This is a genomic window from Streptomyces sp. NPDC002573 (assembly GCF_042889625.1).
Classification (GTDB): Bacteria; Actinomycetota; Actinomycetes; order Streptomycetales; family Streptomycetaceae; genus Streptomyces; species Streptomyces gibsoniae.
Map to the genome: position 1 here is coordinate 1 of NZ_JBIARC010000086.1, position 23,458 is coordinate 23,458.

General features: G+C 69.6%; 20 protein-coding genes and 3 pseudogenes. 11 read left to right on the forward strand and 12 right to left on the reverse strand.

The window, feature by feature from the left end:
- The first annotated feature begins 302 nt into the window (after nt 1-302).
- Nucleotides 303-479 carry a hypothetical protein gene (locus ACFYX0_RS40800; protein WP_388979125.1) on the forward strand — a complete coding sequence of 59 codons (177 nt, stop codon included), beginning with the start codon at nt 303-305 and terminating at the stop codon, nt 477-479.
- A complete protein-coding gene (locus ACFYX0_RS40805) occupies nt 464-1,588 on the forward strand; it encodes a hypothetical protein (RefSeq protein WP_388979128.1) in 1,125 nt (374 codons plus the stop codon). Before ACFYX0_RS40800 ends, ACFYX0_RS40805 begins: the two co-directional genes overlap by 16 nt.
- 23 nt (nt 1,589-1,611) lie before the next feature.
- On the opposite strand, the gene ACFYX0_RS40810 is transcribed toward ACFYX0_RS40805, so the two are convergent.
- Entirely contained in the window at nt 1,612-2,391 is a 780-nt protein-coding gene (locus ACFYX0_RS40810; protein ID WP_388979178.1) for an NADPH-dependent F420 reductase, read from the reverse strand.
- A 112-nt stretch (nt 2,392-2,503) separates the two neighbouring features.
- Between ACFYX0_RS40810 and ACFYX0_RS40815 the strand changes: the two genes are divergently transcribed.
- Entirely contained in the window at nt 2,504-3,352 is an 849-nt protein-coding gene (locus ACFYX0_RS40815; protein ID WP_388979131.1) for a LysR family transcriptional regulator, read from the forward strand.
- 101 nt (nt 3,353-3,453) lie between these two features.
- Here the strand turns inward: ACFYX0_RS40815 and ACFYX0_RS40820 are convergent, their stop codons facing one another.
- The gene (locus ACFYX0_RS40820; protein WP_388979134.1) at nt 3,454-4,422 is read right to left on the reverse strand and encodes an alpha/beta fold hydrolase; all 969 of its coding nucleotides are present in this window, start codon (nt 4,420-4,422) and stop codon (nt 3,454-3,456) included.
- A gap of 43 nt (nt 4,423-4,465) precedes the next feature.
- Nucleotides 4,466-5,335: an SDR family oxidoreductase gene (locus ACFYX0_RS40825; protein WP_388979137.1), complete on the reverse strand. Its 870-nt coding sequence runs from the start codon at nt 5,333-5,335 to the stop codon at nt 4,466-4,468.
- A gap of 214 nt (nt 5,336-5,549) precedes the next feature.
- Between ACFYX0_RS40825 and ACFYX0_RS40830 the strand changes: the two genes are divergently transcribed.
- Nucleotides 5,550-6,440 (forward strand): LysR substrate-binding domain-containing protein, encoded by an 891-nt coding sequence (locus tag ACFYX0_RS40830; protein ID WP_388979140.1) that lies wholly within the window; start codon nt 5,550-5,552, stop codon nt 6,438-6,440.
- 185 nt (nt 6,441-6,625) lie between these two features.
- Here ACFYX0_RS40830 and ACFYX0_RS40835 read toward each other — a convergent pair whose 3' ends face one another.
- Nucleotides 6,626-7,270: a LuxR C-terminal-related transcriptional regulator gene (locus ACFYX0_RS40835; RefSeq protein WP_388979143.1), complete on the reverse strand. Its 645-nt coding sequence runs from the start codon at nt 7,268-7,270 to the stop codon at nt 6,626-6,628.
- Nucleotides 7,255-8,535 (reverse strand): sensor histidine kinase, encoded by a 1,281-nt coding sequence (locus ACFYX0_RS40840; RefSeq protein WP_388979146.1) that lies wholly within the window; start codon nt 8,533-8,535, stop codon nt 7,255-7,257. Before ACFYX0_RS40840 ends, ACFYX0_RS40835 begins: the two co-directional genes overlap by 16 nt.
- A gap of 255 nt (nt 8,536-8,790) precedes the next feature.
- Between ACFYX0_RS40840 and ACFYX0_RS40845 the strand changes: the two genes are divergently transcribed.
- Nucleotides 8,791-11,322 carry an MMPL family transporter gene (locus ACFYX0_RS40845; protein ID WP_388979149.1) on the forward strand — a complete coding sequence of 844 codons (2,532 nt, stop codon included), beginning with the start codon at nt 8,791-8,793 and terminating at the stop codon, nt 11,320-11,322.
- A gap of 161 nt (nt 11,323-11,483) precedes the next feature.
- On the opposite strand, the gene ACFYX0_RS40850 is transcribed toward ACFYX0_RS40845, so the two are convergent.
- The 3 genes from ACFYX0_RS40850 to ACFYX0_RS40860 form a co-directional block, all read right to left on the reverse strand.
- Nucleotides 11,484-12,578, reverse strand: a complete 1,095-nt coding sequence (locus tag ACFYX0_RS40850) for a winged helix DNA-binding domain-containing protein (RefSeq protein WP_388979152.1) — start codon at nt 12,576-12,578, stop codon at nt 11,484-11,486.
- 4 nt (nt 12,579-12,582) lie between these two features.
- Nucleotides 12,583-13,614, reverse strand: a complete 1,032-nt coding sequence (locus tag ACFYX0_RS40855; protein ID WP_388979155.1) for an aldo/keto reductase — start codon at nt 13,612-13,614, stop codon at nt 12,583-12,585.
- 100 nt (nt 13,615-13,714) lie between these two features.
- A complete protein-coding gene (locus ACFYX0_RS40860; protein WP_388979157.1) occupies nt 13,715-14,137 on the reverse strand; it encodes a VOC family protein in 423 nt (140 codons plus the stop codon).
- A 136-nt stretch (nt 14,138-14,273) separates the two neighbouring features.
- Between ACFYX0_RS40860 and ACFYX0_RS40865 the strand changes: the two genes are divergently transcribed.
- Nucleotides 14,274-15,266 (forward strand): helix-turn-helix transcriptional regulator, encoded by a 993-nt coding sequence (locus tag ACFYX0_RS40865; RefSeq protein WP_388979160.1) that lies wholly within the window; start codon nt 14,274-14,276, stop codon nt 15,264-15,266.
- A gap of 175 nt (nt 15,267-15,441) precedes the next feature.
- Nucleotides 15,442-15,855 (forward strand): annotated as a pseudogene (locus ACFYX0_RS40870) (aldehyde dehydrogenase family protein); the annotation flags it as partial.
- Nucleotides 15,856-15,962: 107 nt separating this feature from the next.
- Here ACFYX0_RS40870 and ACFYX0_RS40875 read toward each other — a convergent pair.
- Complete coding sequence (locus tag ACFYX0_RS40875) at nt 15,963-16,241, reverse strand: MarR family transcriptional regulator (RefSeq protein ID WP_388979181.1); 279 nt, start codon at nt 16,239-16,241, stop codon at nt 15,963-15,965.
- On the opposite strand from ACFYX0_RS40875, the gene ACFYX0_RS40880 reads away from it, so the two are divergent.
- The 4 genes from ACFYX0_RS40880 to ACFYX0_RS40895 all read left to right on the forward strand — a co-directional run bounded on the left by ACFYX0_RS40880 (nt 16,234) and on the right by ACFYX0_RS40895 (nt 20,968).
- Entirely contained in the window at nt 16,234-17,388 is a 1,155-nt protein-coding gene (locus ACFYX0_RS40880; protein ID WP_388979163.1) for an SDR family oxidoreductase, read from the forward strand. The two genes, ACFYX0_RS40875 and ACFYX0_RS40880, sit on opposite strands and share 8 nt — an antisense overlap.
- Nucleotides 17,389-17,594: 206 nt before the next feature.
- Complete coding sequence (locus ACFYX0_RS40885; protein ID WP_388979166.1) at nt 17,595-18,518, forward strand: alpha/beta fold hydrolase; 924 nt, start codon at nt 17,595-17,597, stop codon at nt 18,516-18,518.
- Between the two features lie 266 nt (nt 18,519-18,784).
- Nucleotides 18,785-19,765: an alpha/beta fold hydrolase gene (locus tag ACFYX0_RS40890; protein WP_388979169.1), complete on the forward strand. Its 981-nt coding sequence runs from the start codon at nt 18,785-18,787 to the stop codon at nt 19,763-19,765.
- A 117-nt stretch (nt 19,766-19,882) separates the two neighbouring features.
- Nucleotides 19,883-20,968, forward strand: coding sequence for an integrase core domain-containing protein (locus ACFYX0_RS40895; protein WP_388979172.1), 1,086 nt, complete (start codon nt 19,883-19,885; stop codon nt 20,966-20,968).
- 42 nt (nt 20,969-21,010) lie between these two features.
- Here the strand turns inward: ACFYX0_RS40895 and ACFYX0_RS40900 are convergent.
- The 3 genes and pseudogenes from ACFYX0_RS40900 to ACFYX0_RS40910 form a co-directional block, all read right to left on the reverse strand.
- Nucleotides 21,011-21,376: pseudogene (locus ACFYX0_RS40900) on the reverse strand (DUF6461 domain-containing protein); the annotation flags it as partial.
- 140 nt (nt 21,377-21,516) lie between these two features.
- The gene (locus ACFYX0_RS40905; RefSeq protein ID WP_388979175.1) at nt 21,517-22,464 is read right to left on the reverse strand and encodes a WD40 repeat domain-containing protein; all 948 of its coding nucleotides are present in this window, start codon (nt 22,462-22,464) and stop codon (nt 21,517-21,519) included.
- A 79-nt stretch (nt 22,465-22,543) separates the two neighbouring features.
- Nucleotides 22,544-23,458, reverse strand: a pseudogene (locus tag ACFYX0_RS40910) (hypothetical protein); the annotation flags it as partial.

Genomic DNA, 23,458 nt, shown 5'->3' on the forward strand with positions numbered 1-23,458 from the left:
AACGACGTCCGGGTGCCGTGGAACCCCGGCGCAGCCGCAGCGACACGCGAAGGCCCCGCCCGCGATCACGCGGGACAAACAGGGCGAACCATCAATCTCATCAGGCAATCGCGACCGCTGACGAATCGAGGTTAACCGGGGTTCATCTCGTCGACGGCCGAGAACGGGGTCACTGATGGCGTATTAATTAACCCGCTTTGTACCCTTTGCCTGAATCTGGCCTTGTTGATCAAGGACAGGAGGGACGGGTGATCCTTGTGGAGGACTGGGCAGAGATCCGCCGGTAGCACCGGGCCGAGCAGATGCCGATCCGGGCTGTCGCGCGGCACCTGGGCATCTCGAAGAACACCGTGAAGCGGGCGCTGGCGCACGACCGGCCGCCGAAGTACGAGAGACCGCTCAAGGGCTCAGCCGTCGACGCGGTGGAGTGCAGATCCGCGAGCTACTTCGGGAGACACCGACGATGCCGGCCACGGTGATCGCGGAGCGGATCGGCTGGGCACGCGGGATGACCATCCTCAAAGAGCGGGTCCGCCAGCTCCGGCCTGCCTATGCCCCGGTCGATCCGGTGTCGCGGACGACGTATCGGCCGGGCAAGCTGGCCCAGTGCGACCTGTGGTTCCCGGAGGCGGACATCCCGCTCGGCTATGGCCAGTGCGGCCGACCTCCGGTGCTGGTGTTGGTGTCCGGCTACTCTCGGGTGATCGCCGCGAGGATGCTGCCCTCGAAGCGGACCGGGGACCTGATCGAGGGGCACTGGCGGCTGCTGTCCGAGTGGAACGCAGTGCCGAAGATGCTCGTCTGGGACAACGAGGCAGGCGTCGGCCGGGGCCGGGTGACCGGTGAGTTCGCGGCGTTCGCGGGCTTGCTCTCCACCAAGATCCATCTCTGTCGCCCTCGTGATCCAGAAGCGAAAAAGGGGTGGTGGAGAGGGCCAACGGCTATCTGGAGACGAGCTTCCTGCCAGGGCGTCACTTTGCCGGACCGGACTACCTCAACACCCAGCTGGCCGCCTGGCGGAAGGTCGCCAACCGGCGCCGGCATCGCACTTTGTAGGCCCGTCGCACCGACCGGTTGGGAGGCCGACCGGGCCGGGATGCTCGCGCTGCCGCCGGTCGACCCTCCCTCCTGGTGGCGGTTCCAGATCCGCTTCGGCCGCGACCACTACGTCCGCGTGGACACCTGCGACTACTCCGTCGACCCCGCTGCGATCGGCCGCATCGTGGCCGTCCTGACCGACAACCATCAGGTCATCGTCCTGGCCACGGGCGGGGAGATCGTCGCCCAGCACCCCGCTGCTGGGCCCTCGGTCCGAGAGCAGATCACGCCGAAGGCGCGCGACGCCAACCACGTTGCCGCACACTGGAAAGAAGCACTGAACCAGTTCTCCCTCTTGTTCGAGGACCGGCTCAGCGTCCAATGGCCCCAAGGCACTTACGCAAGATCACAGACACGCCCGGGCGCCTCGCCACCTTGTGCGGACTCGCCGGACGGTCCAGCCACATCGTTATCGGTCTGCTGGAGGAACTGCCCGGCACTTTCTGGGCCGGCCCACGGGTGGACAGGAAGAGGCGCAGGCCGGCGATGATGGCGGGTTGGCGGATCGCTTGCTTACTGCATCCGGAATCCTGCGGGGCCGCGTACCGCGGCGGTGGCGAGTTCCTTGACCCGGGCGCGGGGTACGGGCACGCCGGGCGCCTGCTGGGCCCAGGCCACGACGTCCTGCACGGCGGTGAGGTCGGCCGGTGGCTGTCCCAGGTACGGGAGGGCGTAGAGCGGGGTGTTGGGTTCGCTGCGCCAGCTGTCGGCCAGTGTGCCCAGGTCCACCGTGTCGAAGCCGAGGATGTCGAGCAGGTCGGCCACCTCCTTCTTGGCATCCGGGTCGTCGCCGGACAGGGGCAGTGCGGTGCGGTCGGGGGCTCCGGCGGGGCGGAACAGGTTCAGCAGCTGGGTGGGGCCGATGTTGTGCAGTGCCTTGACGACCCGGGCGCCGACGAGGTGGCGCTGCACCAGTTCGCTGGAGGTCAGTTCGTTGCCGTCGAGCTCCGGAGAGCCCCAGTCGGGCGTCGGTGCGTAGTTCATGGGGTCGATCACGGTCTTGCCGGTGAGCTCCGCGCGGGGCAGCCGTGTGTGGGCGGACAGCGGCACCGATGCGAGGACCAGGTCACCCGCACCGGCCGCTTCGGCCGGGGTGGCGGCGCGGGCCCGCGGGCCGAGCTCGGCGACGAGACGGGTCAGCGTCTCGGGGCCGCGCGAGTTGCTCAGGACGACGTCCAGACCGGCGTCGACGGCGCGGCGGGCGAGCCCGGAGCCGACCCTGCCGGTGCCGATGATGCTGAGGGTTGTGCTGCTCACTCGTGTTCTCCGTTCAGATCTCCCCGCGTGGCCGATCCCATGGGCTGGACCGCTCCGGCGGGCTGGTATCCATCACAACCGCAGTGACCTTGGCGAACAATGACCGGAATCCCTCACCAGCGATCACATCCTGTGATAGATCAGGAAGGTGGAACTCAGGGCGCTGCAGTACTTCGTGACCGTCGCGGAGGAACTGCACTTCGGGCGAGCGGCGCAACGGCTGAGCATCGTGCAGCCGGCGGTGAGCCAGCAGATCTCCCGGCTCGAGCGCGAGCTCGGCGTACGCCTGCTGGAGCGCACCTCACGCCGGGTGCGGTTGACCTCGGCCGGCGAACGGGTACTCGCCGCGGCCCGCGAGACCCTCGCTGCGGCGGCCCGGGTGCGGGTGGCCGCCGGACATCCGGCGGCCGTCCTGCGGATCGGGGTGGCCTCCTGCGTCACCGCGCGCCTCGAGCGGGCGGTGGGCCGCATGCGCGAGAGCGGACGCCCTGCCGAGCCGAAACTGGTCGACCTGCCGGTGACCGCCCGCCTCGACGCCGTCCGCGACGGCGAGCTGGACCTGGCGCTGGTCTGCGGAGCGGTTACCTCGCCGGCGGTGACTGCGGTGCGTGCCTGGTCCGAGCCGCTGCATGCGGTGCTCGCACGCGACCATCCCGCCGCCCGTGAGGCCGTGGTCGGCCTGCATGACCTCGATCCCCATGGCCTGCGGCTTCCCGCCCGCGAGGGCGACCCGCCGATGCACGACGCGATCCTCGCCGTACTGCCCGCGGCTGCGCTGCGCCCGCCTGCCGGGGACATCCTCAACGTGTTGTTCGAGGTGGGCCAGGATCCCGGGGGCTGGACGCTGATGCCGGCCGAGCAACTCGCCGGTACCCGCACCGAGCGGCTCGTCCAGGTGCCGCTCGACCCGCCGGTGACCGTCGACTGGCACATCGTCACATCACTGGTCACGCCAGGGCCGTGCGTGGCTTCCTACGTGGCCGCGTTCGCCGATTGAACTCCCGCCCCGGCAGGCGGGTTCCGGCCTGGCAGCGCTGTGCTCCAGACAGGGCCGTGGCCCTTGCGGGCCGTCTGGTTGCCGTCCACCGTGTGCTTCTGTCAGTCGAGTGAGGCTGCCCAGGCGCGCAGTGTTTCGACGTACAGCTGTGGGTTGTGTGCGTGCATGGCGTGGGCCGCGTCGGGGAACGACCGGTAGTCGCATCGCTGTCCGGCCTCGGTGATGAGCCTGCGGGCCTGGCTGGCTTGGAGGTCGGAGATGGCGCCCAGGAGGGTTCCGGTCTCCTCGTCGACGGCGCGGTAGTGGTGGGCGAGCAGTACGGGGGCCTTGACCGAGGCGAGCATGCGGGCGTGGTCGTTGGAGGCGGTGGCGGAGCCGGTCCAGAAGGCGCGGGCCCACTCGGGGTCGTACTCCTTCATGCTCTGCGGAGGCTCGTCGCCACCGAAGTAGCCACCGGAGCGACCGGACATCGCCGCCAGGCCCCGCAGCAGGGCCGGGGGCAGCTCGCGGGGCAGCGCCTTCAGGAATCCCTGCCAGTCCCCGACTGACCACTGATCGCCCAGGTACTTGCTGACGAGCTGGTGCATGGGCCCGACGACCTGGCTGGTGCCCTGGCCATAAGGCGGCCGGATCTCCGCGGAGAACAGCGGCGTGTCCTCCAGGTAGGCCCCGCGGATCATCCCGGGCGGCGCGTAGGCGGACAGCCACGCGGCGATCAGGCCGCCGGAGGAGTTGCCGGCGACGACGACCGGGCGCCGGACGCGTCCGGTGATGAACCGGACCAGGTCGTTGCCCATGTTGTCGACCGTGTAGCGGCCCGGGGTCCAGGTCGAGCGTCCCTGGCCGCGCAGGTCCACGGCGAAGACCTCGAAGTCGTCGGCCAGCAGCGTCATGGCTGCCTCGTAGCTCCACCAGGAGGTGCCCTGGGGCGGGATGAGCACGAGGGCTGGGTGGTCGGCGGAGCCGGTCGTGGCGTGGTTGAGGGCCACCTCGCCGGTGTCGAACCTCGCCTCCGGGTAGGCGTGCGGGACGTACGTCGTGTCGGGGTTGTCGGGTCCGTAGTGCGGCATCGGTCTTTCCCTCCTGATGGTCGTGCCGGGTCGGGGCGGGTCCTCAGCCGAAGTAACGGCCCTGGTCCAGGTCCTGAAGGAGCCCGGGGTGGACGGGCTGCCAGTCCAGCAGCTCGCGGGTCAGCGCGTTCGAGGCCGGCATGTCGTTGCCGAGGATGCGGGCCAGGAAGCCGAAGTGGGCGGCGGCGTCCTCGGCGGTGACGGCCTTCACCGGGACGTCCAGGTGGCGGCCGATGGCCTCGGCGATCGCCCGCAGCGGTACGCCCTCCTCGCCGACGCCGTGCAGGACCGATCCCGCCGGGGCGTGCTCCAGCGCGAGGCGGAACAGGCGTGCGGCATCGAGCCGGTGGACCGAGGGCCAGCGGTTGGCCCCGTCGCCGAGGTAGCCGGAGAAGCCCTTGTCGCGGGCGGTGCCGATCAGTTGCTGGACCATGCCGCAGGTGTTCGCGTCGTGGACGGTCGGGGCGAGGCGGACGATGGACGAGCGCACGCCGCGCTCCGCCTGTGCGAGTGCGGCCCGGGCGCCGGCGATGCGGGGGCTGCCGGAGGCAGGTGGGGTGTCCCGCTCGGTGCCCACCGGTCCTCCGGAGGCGATGACCAGAGGACGGTCGCTGCCGGCGAGGGCGTCGCCGAAGGCTTCGACGGCGTCCGACTCGGCGCGCGCCGCCGCCTCGTGCTGCGCGAAGTCGTGGCCGAAGGCGAGGTGGATGACCCCGTCGCACTCGGCCGCGGCGGTACGCAGGAGGTCGAGGTCCTCGATCGTCCCGCGGAGGGTCGCGGCTCCGGCGGCGGTGAGGGCGGCCGCCGAGGCGTCGGAGCGGGCGAGCCCGAGGACCTGGTGGCCGGAGCCGATGAGCTCGGCGGTGACGGCGGAGCCGATGAAGCCGGTCGCGCCGGTGACGAGAACACGCATGGCGATGCACTCCTTGGAAGCAGGTGAGGTTGGGCCCGAGTGGGCGCTGGTGCCGCGCTCTGGCCTGTGATCCCACTGTGGGTCCGGCCGTACGTGCGGGTCCAATGAATGTTTCGCAGCAGGCGATACGCCGCGCGTATCGCACCTGTTCAGGGCGGTCGTCACGGTGGTGACAGGGGGGCAGGTCGGCTGGCGCGGGGGCTAGGCTGAGGACGTGCCTGATTCCTTGCAGCCGCCAGCCGCAGCTTTTGATCTGCGCCTGGCGTGGTGTTTCACGGTGGTGGCCGAGTACCGGCACTTCGGCCGGGCCGCCGAGGCCCTGCACACCACCCAGCCGTCCCTGAGCCGTCAGATTCGCCGCCTCGAACAACAGATCGGCGTCAGCCTGTTCGAGCGCGCGCCGCAGGGCAACCACCTCACCGAGGCCGGCGAGGCTTTTCTGCCGTTGGTCACGGAACTCCTGCGCGCCGCCGACCGCGCTGCTGCCGGCGCGCGGGCCGCCGCCCGCCCTCGCCGCATCACCATCGGCCACACGCCCGGCATCATCGTCACCCCGGCGGTGCGCGAGCTGCGTTCCTCGCACCCGGACGCCGAGGTGCACATCAGGCAACTGACACCGGACGAACCGCGCCCGGCCCTGCTGGACCACCGCGTGGACGCCGTGGTCGCCCGCCAGCCGTTTCCCACCGACGGGCTCGAAGTGACACCCCTGTACGACGAGCCCCGGGTGCTCGTGGTGCCGCTCGACCACCGGCTGGCCGGCCGGGCGTCGGTCACGCTCGCGGATATCGCCGACGAGCCCGTGCCGAAGGTACGCGGAGCCGACGCGCTGGCGAGCGCCTTCTGGCGCATCGACCCCCGCCCCGACGGCCGTCCCGCCCCCGACGGACCGCTGATCGATGCCGCAGCGGACCAGTTCGAACTCATCGCCGGCGGACAGGCCGTGAGCATCTCCGTCGCCACCGGCACCCTGCGCCCCGACTTGACCACGGTTCCGCTCGAAGGCGTCGAACCCAGCCACGTCGTGTTGGCCACCCGCGCTCACGACCGAAACCCCCTGGTGACGGCCTTCCGAGGCTTCGCCACCAGCGCCCTCGGCCGGTGAGATCGTCCGGGCCGAGGTTCCGCAGACAGAAGCGGCTGCGTAGTTGCGCCGGGGTTCGGCGATCACTCTTGCCGTCGGTTCTGAAGTGGCTTCCGGCGTCGGTGCCTTTTGCCCCGTCGTCTTCCGTCTGACGCACAGGTCACGCGCCCCGCCCGCCGGATGCTCGTGTGCCCGTGCCTCGTCGGTCAGGCTTGAAGGTAGGCGAGGACGGCGAGGACTCGGCGGTTGTCCTCTTCGGAGCGTTCCAGGCCGAGTTTGAGGAAGATGCTGTTGCTGTGCTTGCTGACGGATTTCTCGGTGATGAACATCCGGGCGGCTATGGCGGCGTTGGTGCGGCCCTCGGACATCAGGGCGAGGACTTCGCGCTCGCGTGGGGTCAGTGCTTGAAGGGGTGGGTCGGCCGAGCGGCGGCCGAGCAGGGCGGCCACCACGTCCGGGTCCATGACGGTGCCGCCGTCGGCGACCTGGCGGACCGCGCCGATGAAGCGGTCGACGTCCATCACGCGGTCTTTGAGCAGGTAGCCGACGGCCCCGGTTCCGTCGGAGAGCAGTTCTGCGGCGTAGAGCGGCTCGACGTACTGCGACAGCACGAGGATCGGGAGGCCGGGGATGCGTTCACGGGCTTCGGTGGCGGCGCGCAGGCCCTCGTCGGTGAAGGTGGGGGGCAGGCGGACGTCGACGATGGCGACGTCGGGGCGGTGCGTGGTCAGTGTGCGTAGCAGGGAGGGGCCGTCGGAGACCGCGTCCAGCACCTCGCATCCGTAGGCATGGAGGATCCGTATCAGACCGTCCCGGAGCAGGGTGAGATCCTCGGCTAGGACAACGCGCATGGCAACGACATCCTCACGTGGGTCGGGCCGCCGCTCGGGCTGTCGAGGGTCAGGGTGCCGTCGAAGGCGGACAGTCGGCGGGCGACGCCGTGCAGTCCGCCGCCGTCGTCGATTCTGGCACCTCCGCGGCCGTCGTCCGTCACGGTGATCCGCAACTCGCCCCCGGTGCGGTCGGGCAGCGGGGCGAATTCGACGCCGATGCGGATCCGTGCGGGCTGGGCGTGTTTGATCGCGTTGGTGAGTGCCTCGGCGATCGCGAAGTAGGCCGCCGACTCCACCGGCGCAGGTAGCCGGCCCGGCAGCCGTATCTCGGCCTCGGTGGGCACCGGACTGGCGAGAGCGAGGGCCCGGACCGCGCCGTCCAGGCCGCGGTCGGCCAGCACCGGCGGGTGGATGCCGCGCACCAGGTCCCGCAGTTCCGCCAGCGCATCTGCTGTGGAGGCACGGGCCTCGGCGAGCACTCTGCGGATGGCCTCGGGATCGTCCGCGAACCGTTCGGCGAGGCCGAGGCTCATCCCGAGGGAGACCAGACGGGCCTGCGCACCGTCGTGCAGGTCCCGCTCGATGCGGCGCAGCTCGCTCGCTCCGGCGTCCACGACCTCGGACCGAGACCTGGTCAACTGGCCTACACGCGCGAGAAGTTCAGCCTTGCTGGTGGGAATCAGCAGGGTGCGCGCCAGTTGTGCCTGCAGCCCTGCCAGCGGCTGGGCGGTGACGTAGCAGACCGCCAGGAGGACCGGTCCGGCCAGGGCGACCAGGAACGTCTCGCCCACGCCGTGGACCGGGAAGAAGCCGAACGGTTCACGGAACACATCGGGCGGGGCGAGGGCGGCCAGAAGCGGATAGGCGCAGTAGAAGAGCCCGGCGAGGAAGAGCACCAGCGTCAGCCCGGAGGTGAACCAGGCCACCACGGAGTTGGCCATGAGCCAAGCGAAGTCGCGCCAGGCGGCCGGGTCGCGCAGCACCGCCTGGACCCGGGTCAGCAGGTTGCCGGGCGGCGGCGGGAGATAGGGACGGGCGATCGGGGTCCCGAGCTGGTGGCCGACCCATGACCGGTGCCGGTCGGCGAACCAGCGGACCGCGATGGTCAGGAACAGGGTCATCGGTACCCCCAGCCCGAAGGGGACCAGCGCCACCGCCGCGATCCACAGGCACCCCAGGACGGCGCCGGCCACGGAGGCGAGCGGTAGCAGCAGCGAGCGGCCCAGCAGCCCGACGCACTCCCGCGGCACAGACCGTGCCGTGACGCCTGGACGCAAGGTCACGCGGGGCTTGCTCTTCCCTGCCGTCACGACCACATCCCTCACCACGGAACCTCCACGCGCCATTCCTCCAGCCTGGCCGATCAGCCCGCTCCGCACAGTGGGGTTTTCTCCCCCTGGGGCCGGAGCTATCCCCACCCTGATCCGCTCCCCAGCACCAGTGCCCCCTGCCTCTGCGGACAGCAGGCTGGTGGCCCATCGAACCGCCGGCCGACACAGGCGGCCCCGCATCCGGACCGACCAGGAGAGTGTTCCACCATGACCGTGCTCGCCCGATGGTGCTTCCGGCACCGCCTCACCGTCGTCGGGCTCTGGCTCGCCCTCCTGGCCGCGATCGCGGCCCCGACCGCGATGCTGGGAACCGCCTACAACGACGCCTTCAGCCTGCCGGGCACCGAGTCCGCCAAGGCCCAGACCCTGCTCCAGTCCGCCGCACCGCAGCAGGCGGGCGACAGCGACCAGATCGTGGTGCACGTGAGCCGTGGCTCGGTCCGCGACCCCGCCGTCCGGCAACGGGTCGACGTGATGCTGGCCAAGATCGCCACACTACCCTCGGTCACCTCCGTGGCCGGCATGTACGGACCAGACGGCGCGGCGCAGATCAGCAAGGACGGGCGCACCGCCTACGCGACGGTGGTCTTCGACGCGCCGGCCGACCGGATACCCGCCGTGGACGTCACCCGGGTGATCGACACCGCGCAGGCCGCCCGCACCGCCGGCCTCCAGGTGGAACTCGGTGGCCAGGCCGTAGCCGACGCGGCTGACAGCGGGACGCAGAGCACCGAGCTGATCGCGCTCGTGGCCGCAGGGATCGTTCTGCTGCTTGCCTTCGGTTCGCTGCTGGGCGCGCTGGTGCCGCTGCTGGTGGCCACCGCCGGGCTCGGAGCGGGCGTGCTGTCCGTCGGCCTGCTCTCGCACGCGGTCACGCTGGGCAGCATCGCCCCGACCGTGACGGCTCTGCTCGGGCTCGGCGTCGGCATCGACTACGCGCTGTTCATCGTCACCCGCTACCGCAGCAACCTGCGGGCCGGTCTTTCCGCCGAGGACGCGGCGGTGCGCGCCATGGCCACCTCGGGGCGTGCGGTGCTGTTCGCCGGTGGCACCGTGGTGGTCGCCCTGCTCGGCCTGCTTGTCCTGCACATCGGCCCGCTGACCGGCATGGGGGTCAGCGCCGCGATCGGCGTCCTGGCCACCCTGGCCGCAGCCATGACCCTGCTGCCCGCCCTGCTCGGCCTGTTCGGCATCGGGCTCCTGTCGAAGCGTCAACGCCGGGACCTCGCCTGCGGACGCCCGCAGGTCGCGGACAGGAGCGGACTCTGGGGGCGCTGGGCCGATCTGGTTGCCCGCCGCAAGACCGTGCTGGGCGTGCTCGCCGTCGTGGTCATCGCGGTCCTGTCGATCCCGACACTGTCACTGCGCCTGGGCACCGCCGACGCCGGCAACGATCCCAAGGGCACGACCACCCGCAGCGCCTACGACGCGCTCGCCCAAGGATTCGGGGCCGGCTCCAACGGTCCGCTGGCCCTGGTCGCCCAGCTCGGCGGACCCGGCGACGCACCCCGCCTCAACGACCTGGTGGCCACCCTCGGCCACACGCCCGGTGTCGCCTCGGCGCAGGCCGCCCCGGTCCCTGCCGGCAGCGGGCTCGGCGTCATCCAGGTCACCCCGGACAGCGCGCCCGAGGCGAAGGCCACCACCGCCCTGATCAGCCACCTGCGCAGCGCCGTGATCCCGCCCGCCGAACACGGCAGCACCATGAAGGTCTACATCGGCGGGCCGACAGCGGCGGCCGGCGACCTCGCAAGCGTGGTCGCGGCCAAGCTGCCGCTCTTCCTCGCCGTGATAGTGGCGCTCGGCTGCGCGCTGCTGCTGCTCGCCTTCCGCAGCGTCCTGGTGCCGCTGACCGCCGCCATGATGAACCTGCTCGCCTCCACCGCGTCCTTCGGCGTCGTCGTCGCGGTCTTCCGGTGGGGCTGGGGATCGGAGCAGTTGGGCGTGGGCAAGGCCGGGCCGGTGGAGGCCATCCTGCCCCTGATCATGCTGGCGATCCTGTTCGGCCTCTCCATGGACTACCAGGTGTTCCTGGTCAGCCGCATGCACGAGGAATGGGAACACACCCGGGACAACCACCGCTCGGTGCGCACCGGCCTGGCCGAGACCGGCCGGGTGATCACCGCCGCCGCCTTGATCATGATCTGCGTGTTCACCGCCTTCGTCCTCGGGGGACAGCGGGTCATCGCCGAGTTCGGCGTCGGCCTCGGTGCGGCGGTCGCCATCGACGCCCTTGTGCTGCGCACCGTGCTCGTCCCGGCCGTGATGCACCTGCTTGGCCGTGCGAACTGGTGGCTGCCGGGCTGGCTGGAGCGGATTCTTCCGCGGTTCTCCGTCGAAGGCACCAGCCGCCCGACGCGCACAGGCGCGACCGCCCCGGCGGAATCTGCCGGACCCGTCCAGGTCTGTGCGCCGGCGGTCGCGACCGAGCCGGAACACCCTCGGCACAGCGGGCACCGGGCCACGCCGCACGGAGTGAAGTCGGCCTGGGCCGCCTACCTGTGGTGGTTCTTTCTTGGCCTGTTCGGCGCGCATTGGTTCTACCTCGGTCGGACGCGTCGCGGGTTGCTGTACCTGTGCACGGTGGGCCTGTGCGGGCTGGGCTGGCTCGCCGACCCGCTCATCCTGTCCCGCCACGTCCGCGCGGCGAACGACGCCCGGACCAGGCGTTCCGCGCGGCAACTCGTGCCCGAGGACGAAGGGAACACGTCTGCCCCGGTTGCTGGTTCCCGAATGTGAGGACGCGAGAAGGAGACTGGGTGCGGGCTGGAGGGTGTCAGCCCGCGTTCAGCGTCGCGACGCTGCTGCTGGACGCGTCACGTCGTATCCGGGACGCAATGGAAGCGAGAGTCACGCAGCGTCCAGCCGTGGCACCCATGCCCCAGGCAGGGGGCTGGGGTTCAGGTGTAATCGGCGATGTGGATGGTGTCGATGTCCTGGTCCATGAAGGTGGCCAGCTTCTGGCCTTCCGCCTCCAGTTCTCGCTCTTCGGTCTGGGTGAGGCGGCGCAGGGGGCTGATGGTGAGGTGGCGGTCGCCGGTGGTCCAGGTGGCGGTGACGCGGCCGTCGATGAGGACGGCGCGTTGTCCGGCGACGGAGAGGCTGAGGTGTGGGTCGTCGATGATGCGGCTGCGGTCTTGGTAGCCGAGGATCGCGTTGTCGAAGGCGGGCAGGAAGCGGATGGGCGCGGGGGTGTCAGGGTGTGGGCGGGGTGCGTCGGGTAGATCGAGGAGTAGGCGGCCGCGTTCGTCGCGGAAGGTGAGGAGGTCGCCGCGGAGGACTTTGACGGCGGTGGGCAGCCCGGCCAGGCCGCTCCAGGCGCGGATGTCCGCGGTGGTGGCGGGGCCGTAGGCGGCCAGGTAGCGCAGGACGAGTTCCTGTCCGATCGGATCGTCCGGGTCCGCGGGCAGTTGGGGGACGGGCTGCTGCAGCCAGGCGGACAGGGGGAGGTTGTGGACGCCAGCGGTCCTCTTCCACAGTCCTCTGGGCGGTAGTTGGGCCATGGGGATGAGCGCGGCGATGAGGAGTTCACCCAACACCCGGCGGGGCGGAGTGGGCCAGCGTTCGCGGAGCGCGTCGACGAGTTCGCCCATGGTGCGTGGCTGGTCGTCGGCCATCACGGCCCGGCCCGCTGTGCTCAGTTCGCCCAGGTCGATACCGGCGAGTTCGCGGCGGTAGGTGGACAGGACGCGTTGGCGCAGCATGGCGTCGTGGCGGGCGCGCCAGGCGAGCGCGTCGGTGGCGGTGACGAGGTGGACGGTGCGGCGCATGAGGTGGGCGCGTACGACCTGGCGGCCGGTGAGCAGGTTGTCCAGGTCGGCGGGGGTGAACGCGCTGACGCGTGACCACAGGCCGGTGAACGGTTCCTGCGGGGCCTGGGCCTGCAGTCCGGCCAGGTGGGACACGGCATCGAGGGCGGTGCAGTCCTTGAGCTCAAGGAGGTACTGGCGGGCGAGGGTGGCCCGGTTGAGGTGGCGCTGGGTCAGGACGTTCACGGTCTCAGGCCGCGGAACGCTCGGCGCTGGGGCGACGCCGCAGGCCGGTGACGGTGAGGGAGGGGGGCTGGTAGGAGACGTCGAGCGGGCCGATGTCGGTGCCCGGCGGGACGATTTCGTCGATCCGGTCCAGGACGGCGTCGTCGAGGACGGTTGCGGCGCCTGCCAGCAGGTCGTCGAGCTGGTCGGGGGTGCGGGGGCCGATGATGGCCGAGGTGACGTCTGGGTGGGAGGTGGCGAAGGCCATGGCCAGGTGGGTGAGCGGCAGGCCGGCCTGTTCGGCGAGGGGGATCAGCTGCTCGACGGCGTCGAGCTTGCGGGGGTCGGTCAGGTGTCCGGGGACCCAGTGCATGCGGGCGTTGCTGCTCGGGGCGTCGTTCTTGCGGTAGCGGCCGGTTAGCAGGCCCATGGCCAGCGGGCTCCACACGAGCACGCCCATGCCGAACCGGCGGGCGACGGGGAGGATCTCGCGCTCGATCGCCCGGTTGAGGATGGAGTAGGTGGGCTGTTCGGTGCGCAGCCGGTGCAGGCCGCGGCGTTCGCTGACCCAGTGGGCCTCCACGATTTCGCTCGCGGGGAGGTTGGAAGAGCCGATCGCGCGGACCTTGCCGGATCGGACCAGATCGGTGAGGGCGGACAGTGTCTCTTCGATGTCGGTGTGAGGGTCGGGGTGGTGGATCTGGTAGAGGTCGATGTAGTCGGTGTTCAGGCGGCGTAGTGAGCCCTCGACCGCTTTCATGATCCAGCGGCGTGAGCTGCCGCTGTGATGGGGGCCATCGCCCATGGGGCCGTTGAACTTGGTCGCCAGGCCCACGTCCTCGCGGCGGCCTTTGAGGGCGCGGCCGAGGATCTGCTCGGTCTCGCTGTATCCGTAGACGTCGGCCGTGTCGATGAAGTTGATGCCGCCGTCCAGGGCCCGCTGCACGATGCGGGTGCATGCGTCGTGATCCGGGTTTCCGTTCGAGCCGAACATCATGGTGCCCAGGCAGTAGGCGCTGACTTCGATGCCGGTCCGGCCGAGCTGACGCATGCGCATAAGAGGGTCGACTTCCCTTGTGTGCCGACTGTCGTCGGCGTGCTGATGGCGAAGATGAGCGGGGCGGGCAACCGCTCTTGGGTGCCCGCCCCGGGGTGGGTCAGCCGTTGTAGGGGGCTGTGACGTCCAGGACCCAGGTCACGCCGAAGCGGTCGGTCAGCATGCCGTACAGCGGGGCCCATGCCGCGGGCTCCAGCGGGCGCAGCACGTCCGAGCCATCCGCCAGTCGCTGCCACAGGGCGCTGATCTCGTCGGCCTCCTCGCCGCGCACGGACACGAAGAACGGGTTGGCACCCCGCTCGTACGGCATCGCTGAGGGCACGTCGTAGGCCATGACGTGGAAGCCGTTGTCGGCGACGACCTGGCCCCACATCACCCAGTCCGCCTCGTTCTCGTTCTGAACGTTGCCGGCGTCCTTGTAGGTCACCGCGACGGTGTGCCCGCCGAAGACGGACTGGTAGAAGTCCAGCGCCTCACGGGCCGAGCCGCGGAAGTTCAGATGCGTGGTGGTGGTGACGGACATGGGCTGCTCCTACCTGGAAATGCGCCGGATGAGGCACATGCGGATGACGGGCGAAATGCCCTTCCCTTGAATCTGTGAGCGAGCATGGCAGCAGTACAGGACAGGTTGTGTCCTGTACTTGTCGCATGATGGAGGCATGCAGAAGACGTCCTCGCGGCTCCTGGCCCTGCTCTCCCTGCTCCAGGCACGGCCGGAGTGGAGCGGAGACGACCTGGCCGAGCGGCTGGAGGTCGCCGTGCGCACCGTGCGCCGTGACATCGACCGCCTTCGCGCGCTGGGCTACCCGGTCGCCACGGACAAGGGCCCGGGCGGCGGATACCGGCTACGCCCCGGCTCGCAGATGCCACCGCTGCTCTTCGACGACGAGCAGGTCATCGCTCTGGCCGTCGCGCTGCAGAGCACCGCCCACCCCGAGATCGCGGAGGACGCCGACCGGGCGCTGGCGACGCTACGGAACGTCCTGCCTGCGCGCCTGCGGCAGCGCATCGACGCACTGCAGGTCACCACCGTCCGCCCACCCGATCCCGGCGCCCCACCGGCTCAGGCCCTGGATCTGCTCACCACCGTGAGCACCGCGATCCAGCGCCGCGAAGTACTGCGTCTGGTCTACAGCCCACCCCAGGAGACCGCACCACAGCGACGCCGCGTGGAGCCCCATCACCTCGTGGCCTGGCGCACCCACTGGTACCTGCTGGCCTGGGACCTCGACCGCGACGACTGGCGCACCTTCCGCACCGACCGCATGACCCCACGTACGCCGACCGGTCCGCGTTTCACCGTGCGTCAGGTGCCGGGCGGGGACGTGTCCGCGTTTGTCACCGGCCGGTTCCGGGGCTCCGACGACGCTGTTGCCGCCTGGCCCTGCCAGGGCGAGGCCATCCTGGATCTCCCCGCCTCAGAAGTCGTGCCCCACACCGCCGACGGCATCGTGGAACCGCTCGGGCCCACGCGATGCCGCGTCATCACGGGATCCTGGTCCTGGACCGCCCTTGCTGCAAGCCTTGGCCGTTTCGACGTGAACCTGCACGTCATCGGCCCGCCGGCCCTCCACGAAGCCTGCACCACACTCGCCCGCCGCTACGCCGCCGCGACCACCGAACCTGGCCAGCCGGACCCGCCCAGCAGCTGACGGGGTCGGGACGTCACACGCTCCGACCGGATCCCGCGGCGTCTTCCGGACCGCAGCTCGGCGACAGCGCTTCGTCACGTTGTTGTCGGCCGGGGCGTCGGCGTCGGCCTTCGTCGTCGTCCTCGCGACCGAGGGATCCGCCGCCCCACCGGCCGGGCCTCGGTGCGGCAGGGGCGTGCTCGACTGCATCCGCTTCGGTCAGGCCAAGAGAGCAGCGATCGCCGCGCAGGGCGCCGTGCCGCAGGACCCCGCGCTCGCTCAGGGGTTCTTCGTCCCGCTGACCGTGTTCACCGGCGTGACCCGGACCATGCGCGTTGCGACGGAGGAGATCTTCGGGCCGGCGGTCGTTACCTCCTGCGCCTCGGAGGACAAGGCCGTCGAGATCGCCAACGAGTCTGCTTACGGACTGCTGGCCAGCGTGTGCAGCCGTGACGGTGCGACCGCTCTGCGTGTCGCCCGGCGGCTGGAGGTGGGGATGGTGCTGGTCAACAACTACTTCCGAGGCATCCTTGGCACCCCTTTCGGCGGCACCGAGCACAGCGGCTACGGCTGCGAGCACGCCGTCGACACGCTGCGGGAGTTCACCTACCAGAAGATGATCCGAATCCCGACGCCGTTTGGCACCCGTCCCCGAGCGGCGGGCCGTCGGCGAGGCACTCTAGGCCGGTTGCGGCCCGTGGTCGTCGATCAATTTGGTCAGCAGGGACTGGAGCTGCCGCTGCTCGGCACGGTCGAGCCCGGCCAAGAGCTCCTCCTGGACGGCGTCGCTGTGGCGCTGGAGTTCTTCGAGGTGCTGTCGGCCCACGGGGGTGAGGGTGACGATGTTGCGGCGTCGGTTGGAGGGTCGGGCCGGCGGTGGATGCGGTCGGCGCCCTCCAGCCGATTGAGGATGCCGTTCACGTCGTTGCGGTCAAGTCCGAGATGACGTCCGATGTCGGCCTGGCTGAGGTCCCCGTGCTCCTCGAGGGTGGCCAGGACCGCGAAGTCGGCGCGCGACGGCCCGACCCGGTCGCCCGAGCGGGCCGAGGAGTTCCGGCGCCTGCTCGGCGAGGCGGCGACCGACCGACTGCACCTGGTGGTCCACGACTACACGAGCTTCGCCGGCGCCGAGCGACTGGCGGCGGAGATGGAAGGCAGGCTCGGCGGCATCGACCATGTCGTGGCCCCGATCGGCGGGTGGTGGGCAGGAAGGCGTCTGTGGGAGATCGACGAGGCCGACTGGGCGGACGCTTTCATCGGGCTGGCGACCGCGCACATGGCCGTGGCGCGGGCGGTCCTGCCCCGGCTGAACCCGCGCGGCAGCCACACGCTGGTCCTCGGCGCCTCCGTGGTCACGCCGGTCCCCGGCAGCGGGCTGGTCAGCATGGAGCAGGCGGCCCTGCTGATGATGCGGCAGGTCCTGGAGGCCGAACTCGACGGCGCGAAGCGGATGTTCGCGTTGATTCTCGGACCAGGCCGGACGCGTCTCACCGATTCGGCCGCCCCGGACTGGATCAGCGCCGACCAGGTGGGTGCAGTCGCGGTCGCGACCTCGGCCACCGCTTCGCAGGGCAGCCGGGAGATCCATCTGGGTACCCGGGCCGAGGCCGACGCGGTGCTGGCCGCGCTGCGGGCAGGCCGGGCAGCGCAGGCCGACGGGGTCGTCGCGGTCTCCATACTCGAGCCGAAGCCCGGGCAGCGGGACGGCCTTCTCGCTCTGCTGGCCGAACTGGCTTCGCAGATCAGGGCCGAGCCCGGATGTTTCACTACTCCGTCCACCGCGCGCAGGACGAAGCCGACGCACGGCTGCTGGTCCTGCAGGCGTTCGACTCGACCGAGGCGTTCAGGCGGCACAGCGCGAGCGTGGCCCAGCAGATCCCCCGAATGGGCGCCCTGCTCGCCACGCCCGTGGCGCCTCCCGCCCTGTTCGAGTCCATCTCGCCGCTCAACGGTGTCGATGGCGTCACCGGGGGCTTCGACAGCTCCAAGCTGGTGCCCGCCTGACGTCCGTTCAGGCGGGGCGGGAGGCGGCAGGTCGGTCCCCTGTCGCACGGATGACGCCGTGCGGCAGCGAGCACTCATGCGGATCGATGGCGATGAAGGCGAGCTGGTTCGGCTTGCGCCCTCGCCGTGTTCGATCTAGGCAGACCCGCACCGCGTTCCGCCGACTGGGCGGCAGTGTCCCGGGCCGGGCATGGTGCAGGCGCCGGCCTGGATCCGCATCCGGCGGGGCGTAAGCCCGTCTTCGACGCGGGGGATAGGCCCCTCTGTTCGGGGGCTCAGCACCATCGTCGGCGGGTGCTCCGAGCGGCGAGGCTGGAACCCGGATCACGAAGGAGGGACAGTTCCATGGACAACCGCAGCTCCCGGATGGCGCGTCGCCGCACGCCTGTTGTTGCGCTCGTGGCCGCCGCACTCGTGGTCGGCGGCCTCGCTGCCTGCGGCACCGCCGACGCGACGCGACCCCACGCAACCGCCGCCGCCTCCCAGGCCGCGACGACCGCCCCGCGGCCGATCACCCGCATGCTCACGGTCAACGGACACCGGCTCGAGTTCTACGTGACGCCCGGAAGCAACCGCCTGCCCGTCGTCGTCCTCGACTCCGGCGGTGGGCTGGATGCCTCCTACTGGAAGAAGGTCGCCCCCGTCCTCGCCCGCCGGACCGGAGCCGAGATCATCACCTACGACCGCTCCGGAGAAGGGAAGAGCCCCTACGTCCCGGGACCCTGGCGGGCACCGAACGCCGCCGCGGACCTCGCCCATGGGCTGGCCCAGCTCGGCGTGACGAAGAACATGGTCCTGGTGTCGCACTCGCTCGCCGGCGAGATCGCCACCTATTTCGTCCGTGCGCACCCCCATGCCGTGGCCGGGGCGGTGCTGGTGGACGCGAGCTTGCCGCCGTTCTACTCCACGGCGGAGACGGAAAGGATCGTCGCGACGAACCAGCAGCAGATCGACGCGCTCAAGCAGCAGCCGCTGACCCCGGCGACCCGTCAACTCCTCGACGAGGCCGACGGCTACGGGCCGGTGCACCTGGCCTACCACAAGCTGGCCTGGCCCGCGTCGGTCCCTGCCACCGCGATCGTGTCCGCCACGACGCCCTTCCCCACCGCCACGGACGCACAACTGTGGCGCCAGGCCCAGCAGGAGTTCGTCAACGCCGCACCCAACCGGCACCTGGTCGTGGCAGACCACAGTTCACACGACGTCCCCAGCGACCGGCCCGATGTCGTCATCAAGGCCGTCGAGGTCATGGTGCATCAGGTCCGGTGATCGCCTGCCGGCCCGGCGGCGGTGCAGGCGTCCTGCAGCAGCTGGTCAGGGCCCAGCGGACCGTCCTCGTGGGACTGCCTCTGGGACAGGTGCGGAGCTTCTGCAGCTCGCGCGGGCACGAGCTGACTGCGGTTTGCCGAAATGGCAACAGAGCAACCGGGCCCGCGTGGCGCGTGATGCATGATCGCCCCGAGGCAGTCATAGCGATCGTCCGGCAGGGCGCGAGCCTTGCTGCCTTCTCACAGAACAACAGACCTGGAGGATCCATGTCGTTCAAGGCCCCGGACTTCACGCACCGACTGGTCCCTTCCCCGGCCGGCCGGATCCACCTGGTCGAGCAGGGCGAAGGGCCCATGGTGCTGCTCGTGCACGGCTTCCCGGAGTCCTGGTACTCCTGGCGCCACCAGCTCCCGGCGCTGGCCGCCGCCGGGTACCGCGCGGTGGCCGTCGACGTCCGCGGCTACGGCCGCTCGTCCAGGCCCGACCACGTGGACGCCTACCGCATGCTGGAACTGGTGGAGGATCAGGTCGCGGTGGTGCACGCCCTCGGCGAGCAGTCCGCGGTGATCGTGGGCCATGACTGGGGCGCGACCATCGCCGCGAACACGGCTCTGGTCCGGCCGGACGTCTTCCGGGCCGTCGGCCTGCTCAGCGTGCCCTACGCCCCGCGCGGCGGACCGCGGCCCAGCGAGGTCTTCGCACGCATGGGCGGTGACGAGGAGCTCTACGTCTCCTACTTCCAACAGCCAGGACGGGCCGAGGCCGAGATCGAGCCCGACGTGCGCGGCTGGCTCGGGGGGTTCTACGCAGCGTTCTCCGGCGACACCATGCCCGCGCCCGAAGCGCCCGATCCGCACTTCGTCAGTCCGGGCAGGGCGATGCGCGACCGGTTCCCGGTCGGCCTATTGCCCGCCTGGCTCGGCGAGGACGACCTCGACGTCTTTGCGGAGGAGTTCGAGCGAACCAGCATGAGGGGCGCGCTGAACCGCTACCGCAATATGGACCGGGACTGGGAGGACCTCGCCGCCTTCGACGGCGCCCCCATCACCCAGCCGTCCCTGTTCGTCGGCGGCACCCGGGACGTGTCCACCGTGTGGCTGGCCGAAGCGATCAGCGCGTTCGGCACCACCATGCCGGGACTGGTCTCCTCGCACCTGCTCGACGGCTGCGGCCACTGGATCCAGCAGGAACGCCCAGCGGAGATCAACCAGTTGCTGACCGGCTGGCTGGCCTCCCTGCCCGCGTGACCTCGCGCCCTGTCGCGTGGACTTTGCCGGCGCGCACGCCTGTGCCGTTCGGAAACTCATCGCTGCTGCTCGTAGTGGGTCTGGCGCGCCCCGACAGCTTGCTGGAAGTCTGTTCGGGTGATCGTTTCTCTGGTGTACCAGCTGGCTCGGAAGCTGCTCGCGGTCCCGGCGTTGCTGCTGCGGCGGGATGCAGCCAAGGACGCGGAACTGCTTGTTCTACGGCACCAGAATGCAGTGCTGCGTAGGCAGCTCTCGGGACCAGTGCGATATGAACCGGCGGATCGGCTGTGGTTCGCGGCGCTGTCCTCCCTGATTCCTCGGTGCCGGTGGGCGCAGGTGTTCCCGGTGACGCCTGGGACGTTGCTCGGGTGGCATCGCAGGTTGATCGCCACGAGGTGGGACTACAGCAAGCGACGGGCCAGGCTCGGGAGACCGTCGACGGCGGGTGTGGTGAAGGCGCTGGTGGTGCGGCTGGCCCAGGAGAATCCGCGTTGGGGCTGCCGTCGGATCCAAGGGGAACTGAAGCGGCTCGGGCATCCGGTCGGCTCGACGACGGTCTGGGAGATCCTGACGGCGTCCGGCATTGATCCGGCCCCGCGCCGCAGCGGCCCGACGTGGCGTGAGCTCCTGACAGCGCAGGCCGAGGGCATCATCGCCTGCGACTTCCTGCACATCGATCTGGTCGACCTGCGCCGGGTGTACGCGCTGGTCTTCCTCGAGCACGGCACACGCCGGCTGCGCGTCGCGGGAGTAACTACACATCCCCCCGGTCCCTGGACGGTCCAGCAGGCGCGAAACGTCGCCGTCGAGTTGGGTGTGCGGGTGGACTCGCTGCGTTTCCTGCTCCGGGACCGGGACGCGAAGTACACCGAGTCCTTCGACGCGGTCTTCGCGGCCGACGACATCGAGGTCGTGAGGACCGCGCCGCGGGCTCCCCGGATGAACGCGCACTGCGAGCGGGTCATTGGTACTTTGCGGCGCGAGGTTCTCGACCACCTGCTGATATGGAACGAGTCCCATGCTCGGCAGGTCCTCGAAGCCTATGCCCGGCACTACAACGGTCATCGCCCGCACCAGGCTCGAGGGCAACTCCCTCCGCTCGCCCAGGAGCACCCAGCGCCCATGACCGCTCCGACCGCTCAGCGGATCCTGCACACCCGAGTGCTGGGTGGCCTGATCAACGAGTACAGATATGCGGCGTGAGCTGCAGCGATGAGTTTCCGAACGGCACAGGATGGGCTTGCCGCCGTTGCTCGAGTGCGCCACGACCCGGCCGCCCTCCGACAGCGTCTCGGCACACGGCATCCCAAGGCCACCGTCGAAGCCGAGGACAACTGTCCAGTCGCCTTTCTCGCCCGGGGCTTTGAAGGCACCGGCAACATAGGACTCGTCCCAGTAGTCGTAATCCACCTCGGCACAGTGAGCGTCATCCGCCTCGATCAGCCCGGCCGTGCCCTCCCCGGTGCCGCGCGGTTCCGCCTCCATCGCATGCAGCACCTCCTGGGGGCTCCGCCCCCGAATCAGTGTCAAGGTGTAGCCGCTCTCCATCATGTGGCGGAAGAGCGGCGAGGTGCGGATCCAGGCGTAGTCGTGTGCGGTCACCAAGTTCATACGGCGCAGTGTGCCTGACGCCTCTGACAATGTGCGATATGCCGGTTCTCATCGCTAGAGCTGGGACTCGGGCTGCGCCCAGTGCGTGTCAGCAACATGATCGTGTTACGAGCTCGTAGGGGCCCAAGCGGGGCCAGGATTTATTCCGAAACGGAATAAATCACGACTTCACCCCGCGCCGTCCCCACCGCGACAAGAGTGGTTCCGTCGGGCTGATCAAGCGCGGCGACCGATACACCGGACAGTGAGAGGTCTATCACCTCACCGGTATAGGCATGCCACGTCTGAATTACGCCGCTTACCCCCGCAGCGAAAAGTAGTGGTGTGCCACTCGGACAGGCGGTGGCCAAGAATTGCACGTCAGACCCGGCCGCCAGGGGAGCCCCTACCCGTTCGCCTGTTACTGCGTCCCAACGAGAGATCTCCCCCTCGGCATCACTCGAAGCGAACAGGCTTCTCCCATCGACCGTAACCAGATGACAAATAGCCTTTACCAGTGAGGAGTGCCCTTCGACCGGAAGGCCGATGGGTGCACCAGTAACCGCGTCCCATCGCCTCAGGTAACCGTCATCATCTCCGGATACGATGACGGCATCCGTCACCGAGAGACGAATGAGTCCCACAGCCCGTACAGAAGTGTTGTGACCCCGAAGCGGCGCGCCCATCTCTTCGCCACTTGCGACGTCCCACCGATAGATGGCGTGGTTATGCCCTGCACCCAGAAGTATCGTACGGCCACCCGGAAAGGCCGCTGTATCCATACCCCAGATCGTCCGATCCGACGAATCCAGACCGTCCAGAGGATCTCCGGTGAGGGCGTTCCAGCGTTCAACGCCGTCTTCCGTTGACACGGCCAGAATACGTCGCCCATCGGGAAGCGCTGCAAGCGCCGCGTCGTTACAGCCCGGAAGTTCCTCCATGGAGAACCACAACGATTCACCGGTACTGAGGTCCCATGCATGAATTACCGGTTCCATCCCCGTTATCGACACGAGGAGATCCGGCCCGTCCACACCGGGCACCACCATGGGACGCACCGCGTTCAGATGCCCCGTATTGATGGTCAACACCTCAACAGCTCTCAGCATGAGCGGCCCTTCCCTGCAAGCGCGAACCAAAAAACCCTACCACAAAAACGCTCGCTTTTCTCGCCGCTCATTTCGGTCGTCACTTATCGTCCTCTTCCGCGCCACCTGCCATTCCCTGCGAACCAACCAGCCCACCCAGATACCGAGTAACCACCCGCATCGCGGATCCTCGGCCGGGCTTGAGCCCGAGGGCGCTCCTGGCAGCGTTCAAATATCCCTTGTCGACTAGCTTGCCCTCCAGCATGCCATTTGTGTTCTCCAATTGCGCGGATTCCTCTTCGTTGAGGCCGAGAAACTTCCCGAGGGCGTTCGCACATTTCGGACCGCATACTCGAGTGGTGACGTACGCGTTCCGAACTTTAGTGATTTTTCCGCCCAGGTCTTTTTCTTGCAGGGCCGTGTCCTCTCGATAGGCAGCCGCCACTTCCTCGGCATGTACCCCCTTCTCCTCGGCGTTGACGACGACCACATCAAGGCCTTCGAGCTCTTGTTTGAGTTCGCCCTTTATTCCTGAGGAGGCGATGACCACGTATCGAATCCCAAACGGATCTTCCCCCACGGGGTCGTCCGTCTCAACTTGTGCCACAACGAGGGTGTAATCACCGTTCGATTTTCCCGCACTGCTCGCCGCAGCCTTCTCGCGGTACTGATTTATGTACCACATGAGGGTCTGATAGACCCCGGCAGCCATTCCGACGGGGAGCGCCGCCTTCTTTGCTGCATGGGAGACCAAGCCGCCGCTGCCGCCATACGTCCCGGTGTCCTCACCGTAGTTGTGGCTGCCGTTGTAGCTGTTGCCGTCACAGCCGTTGCAACCCCAGGAGGGGTCGTTGAGCGGTTTGCCGCCGCTGTGCAGAGTCGGCCAGTTGTTGCCGAGCTGGGCTCCGCCGCCGCACTCGTCAGGGCTTTCGCAGCCCATCAAGCCGGTGGGGTCACTGCCGGTGATGGGGTTGTCGGCGGCGTAGGTGTAGCCGCCGAGTTGCTGGGGGCTGGT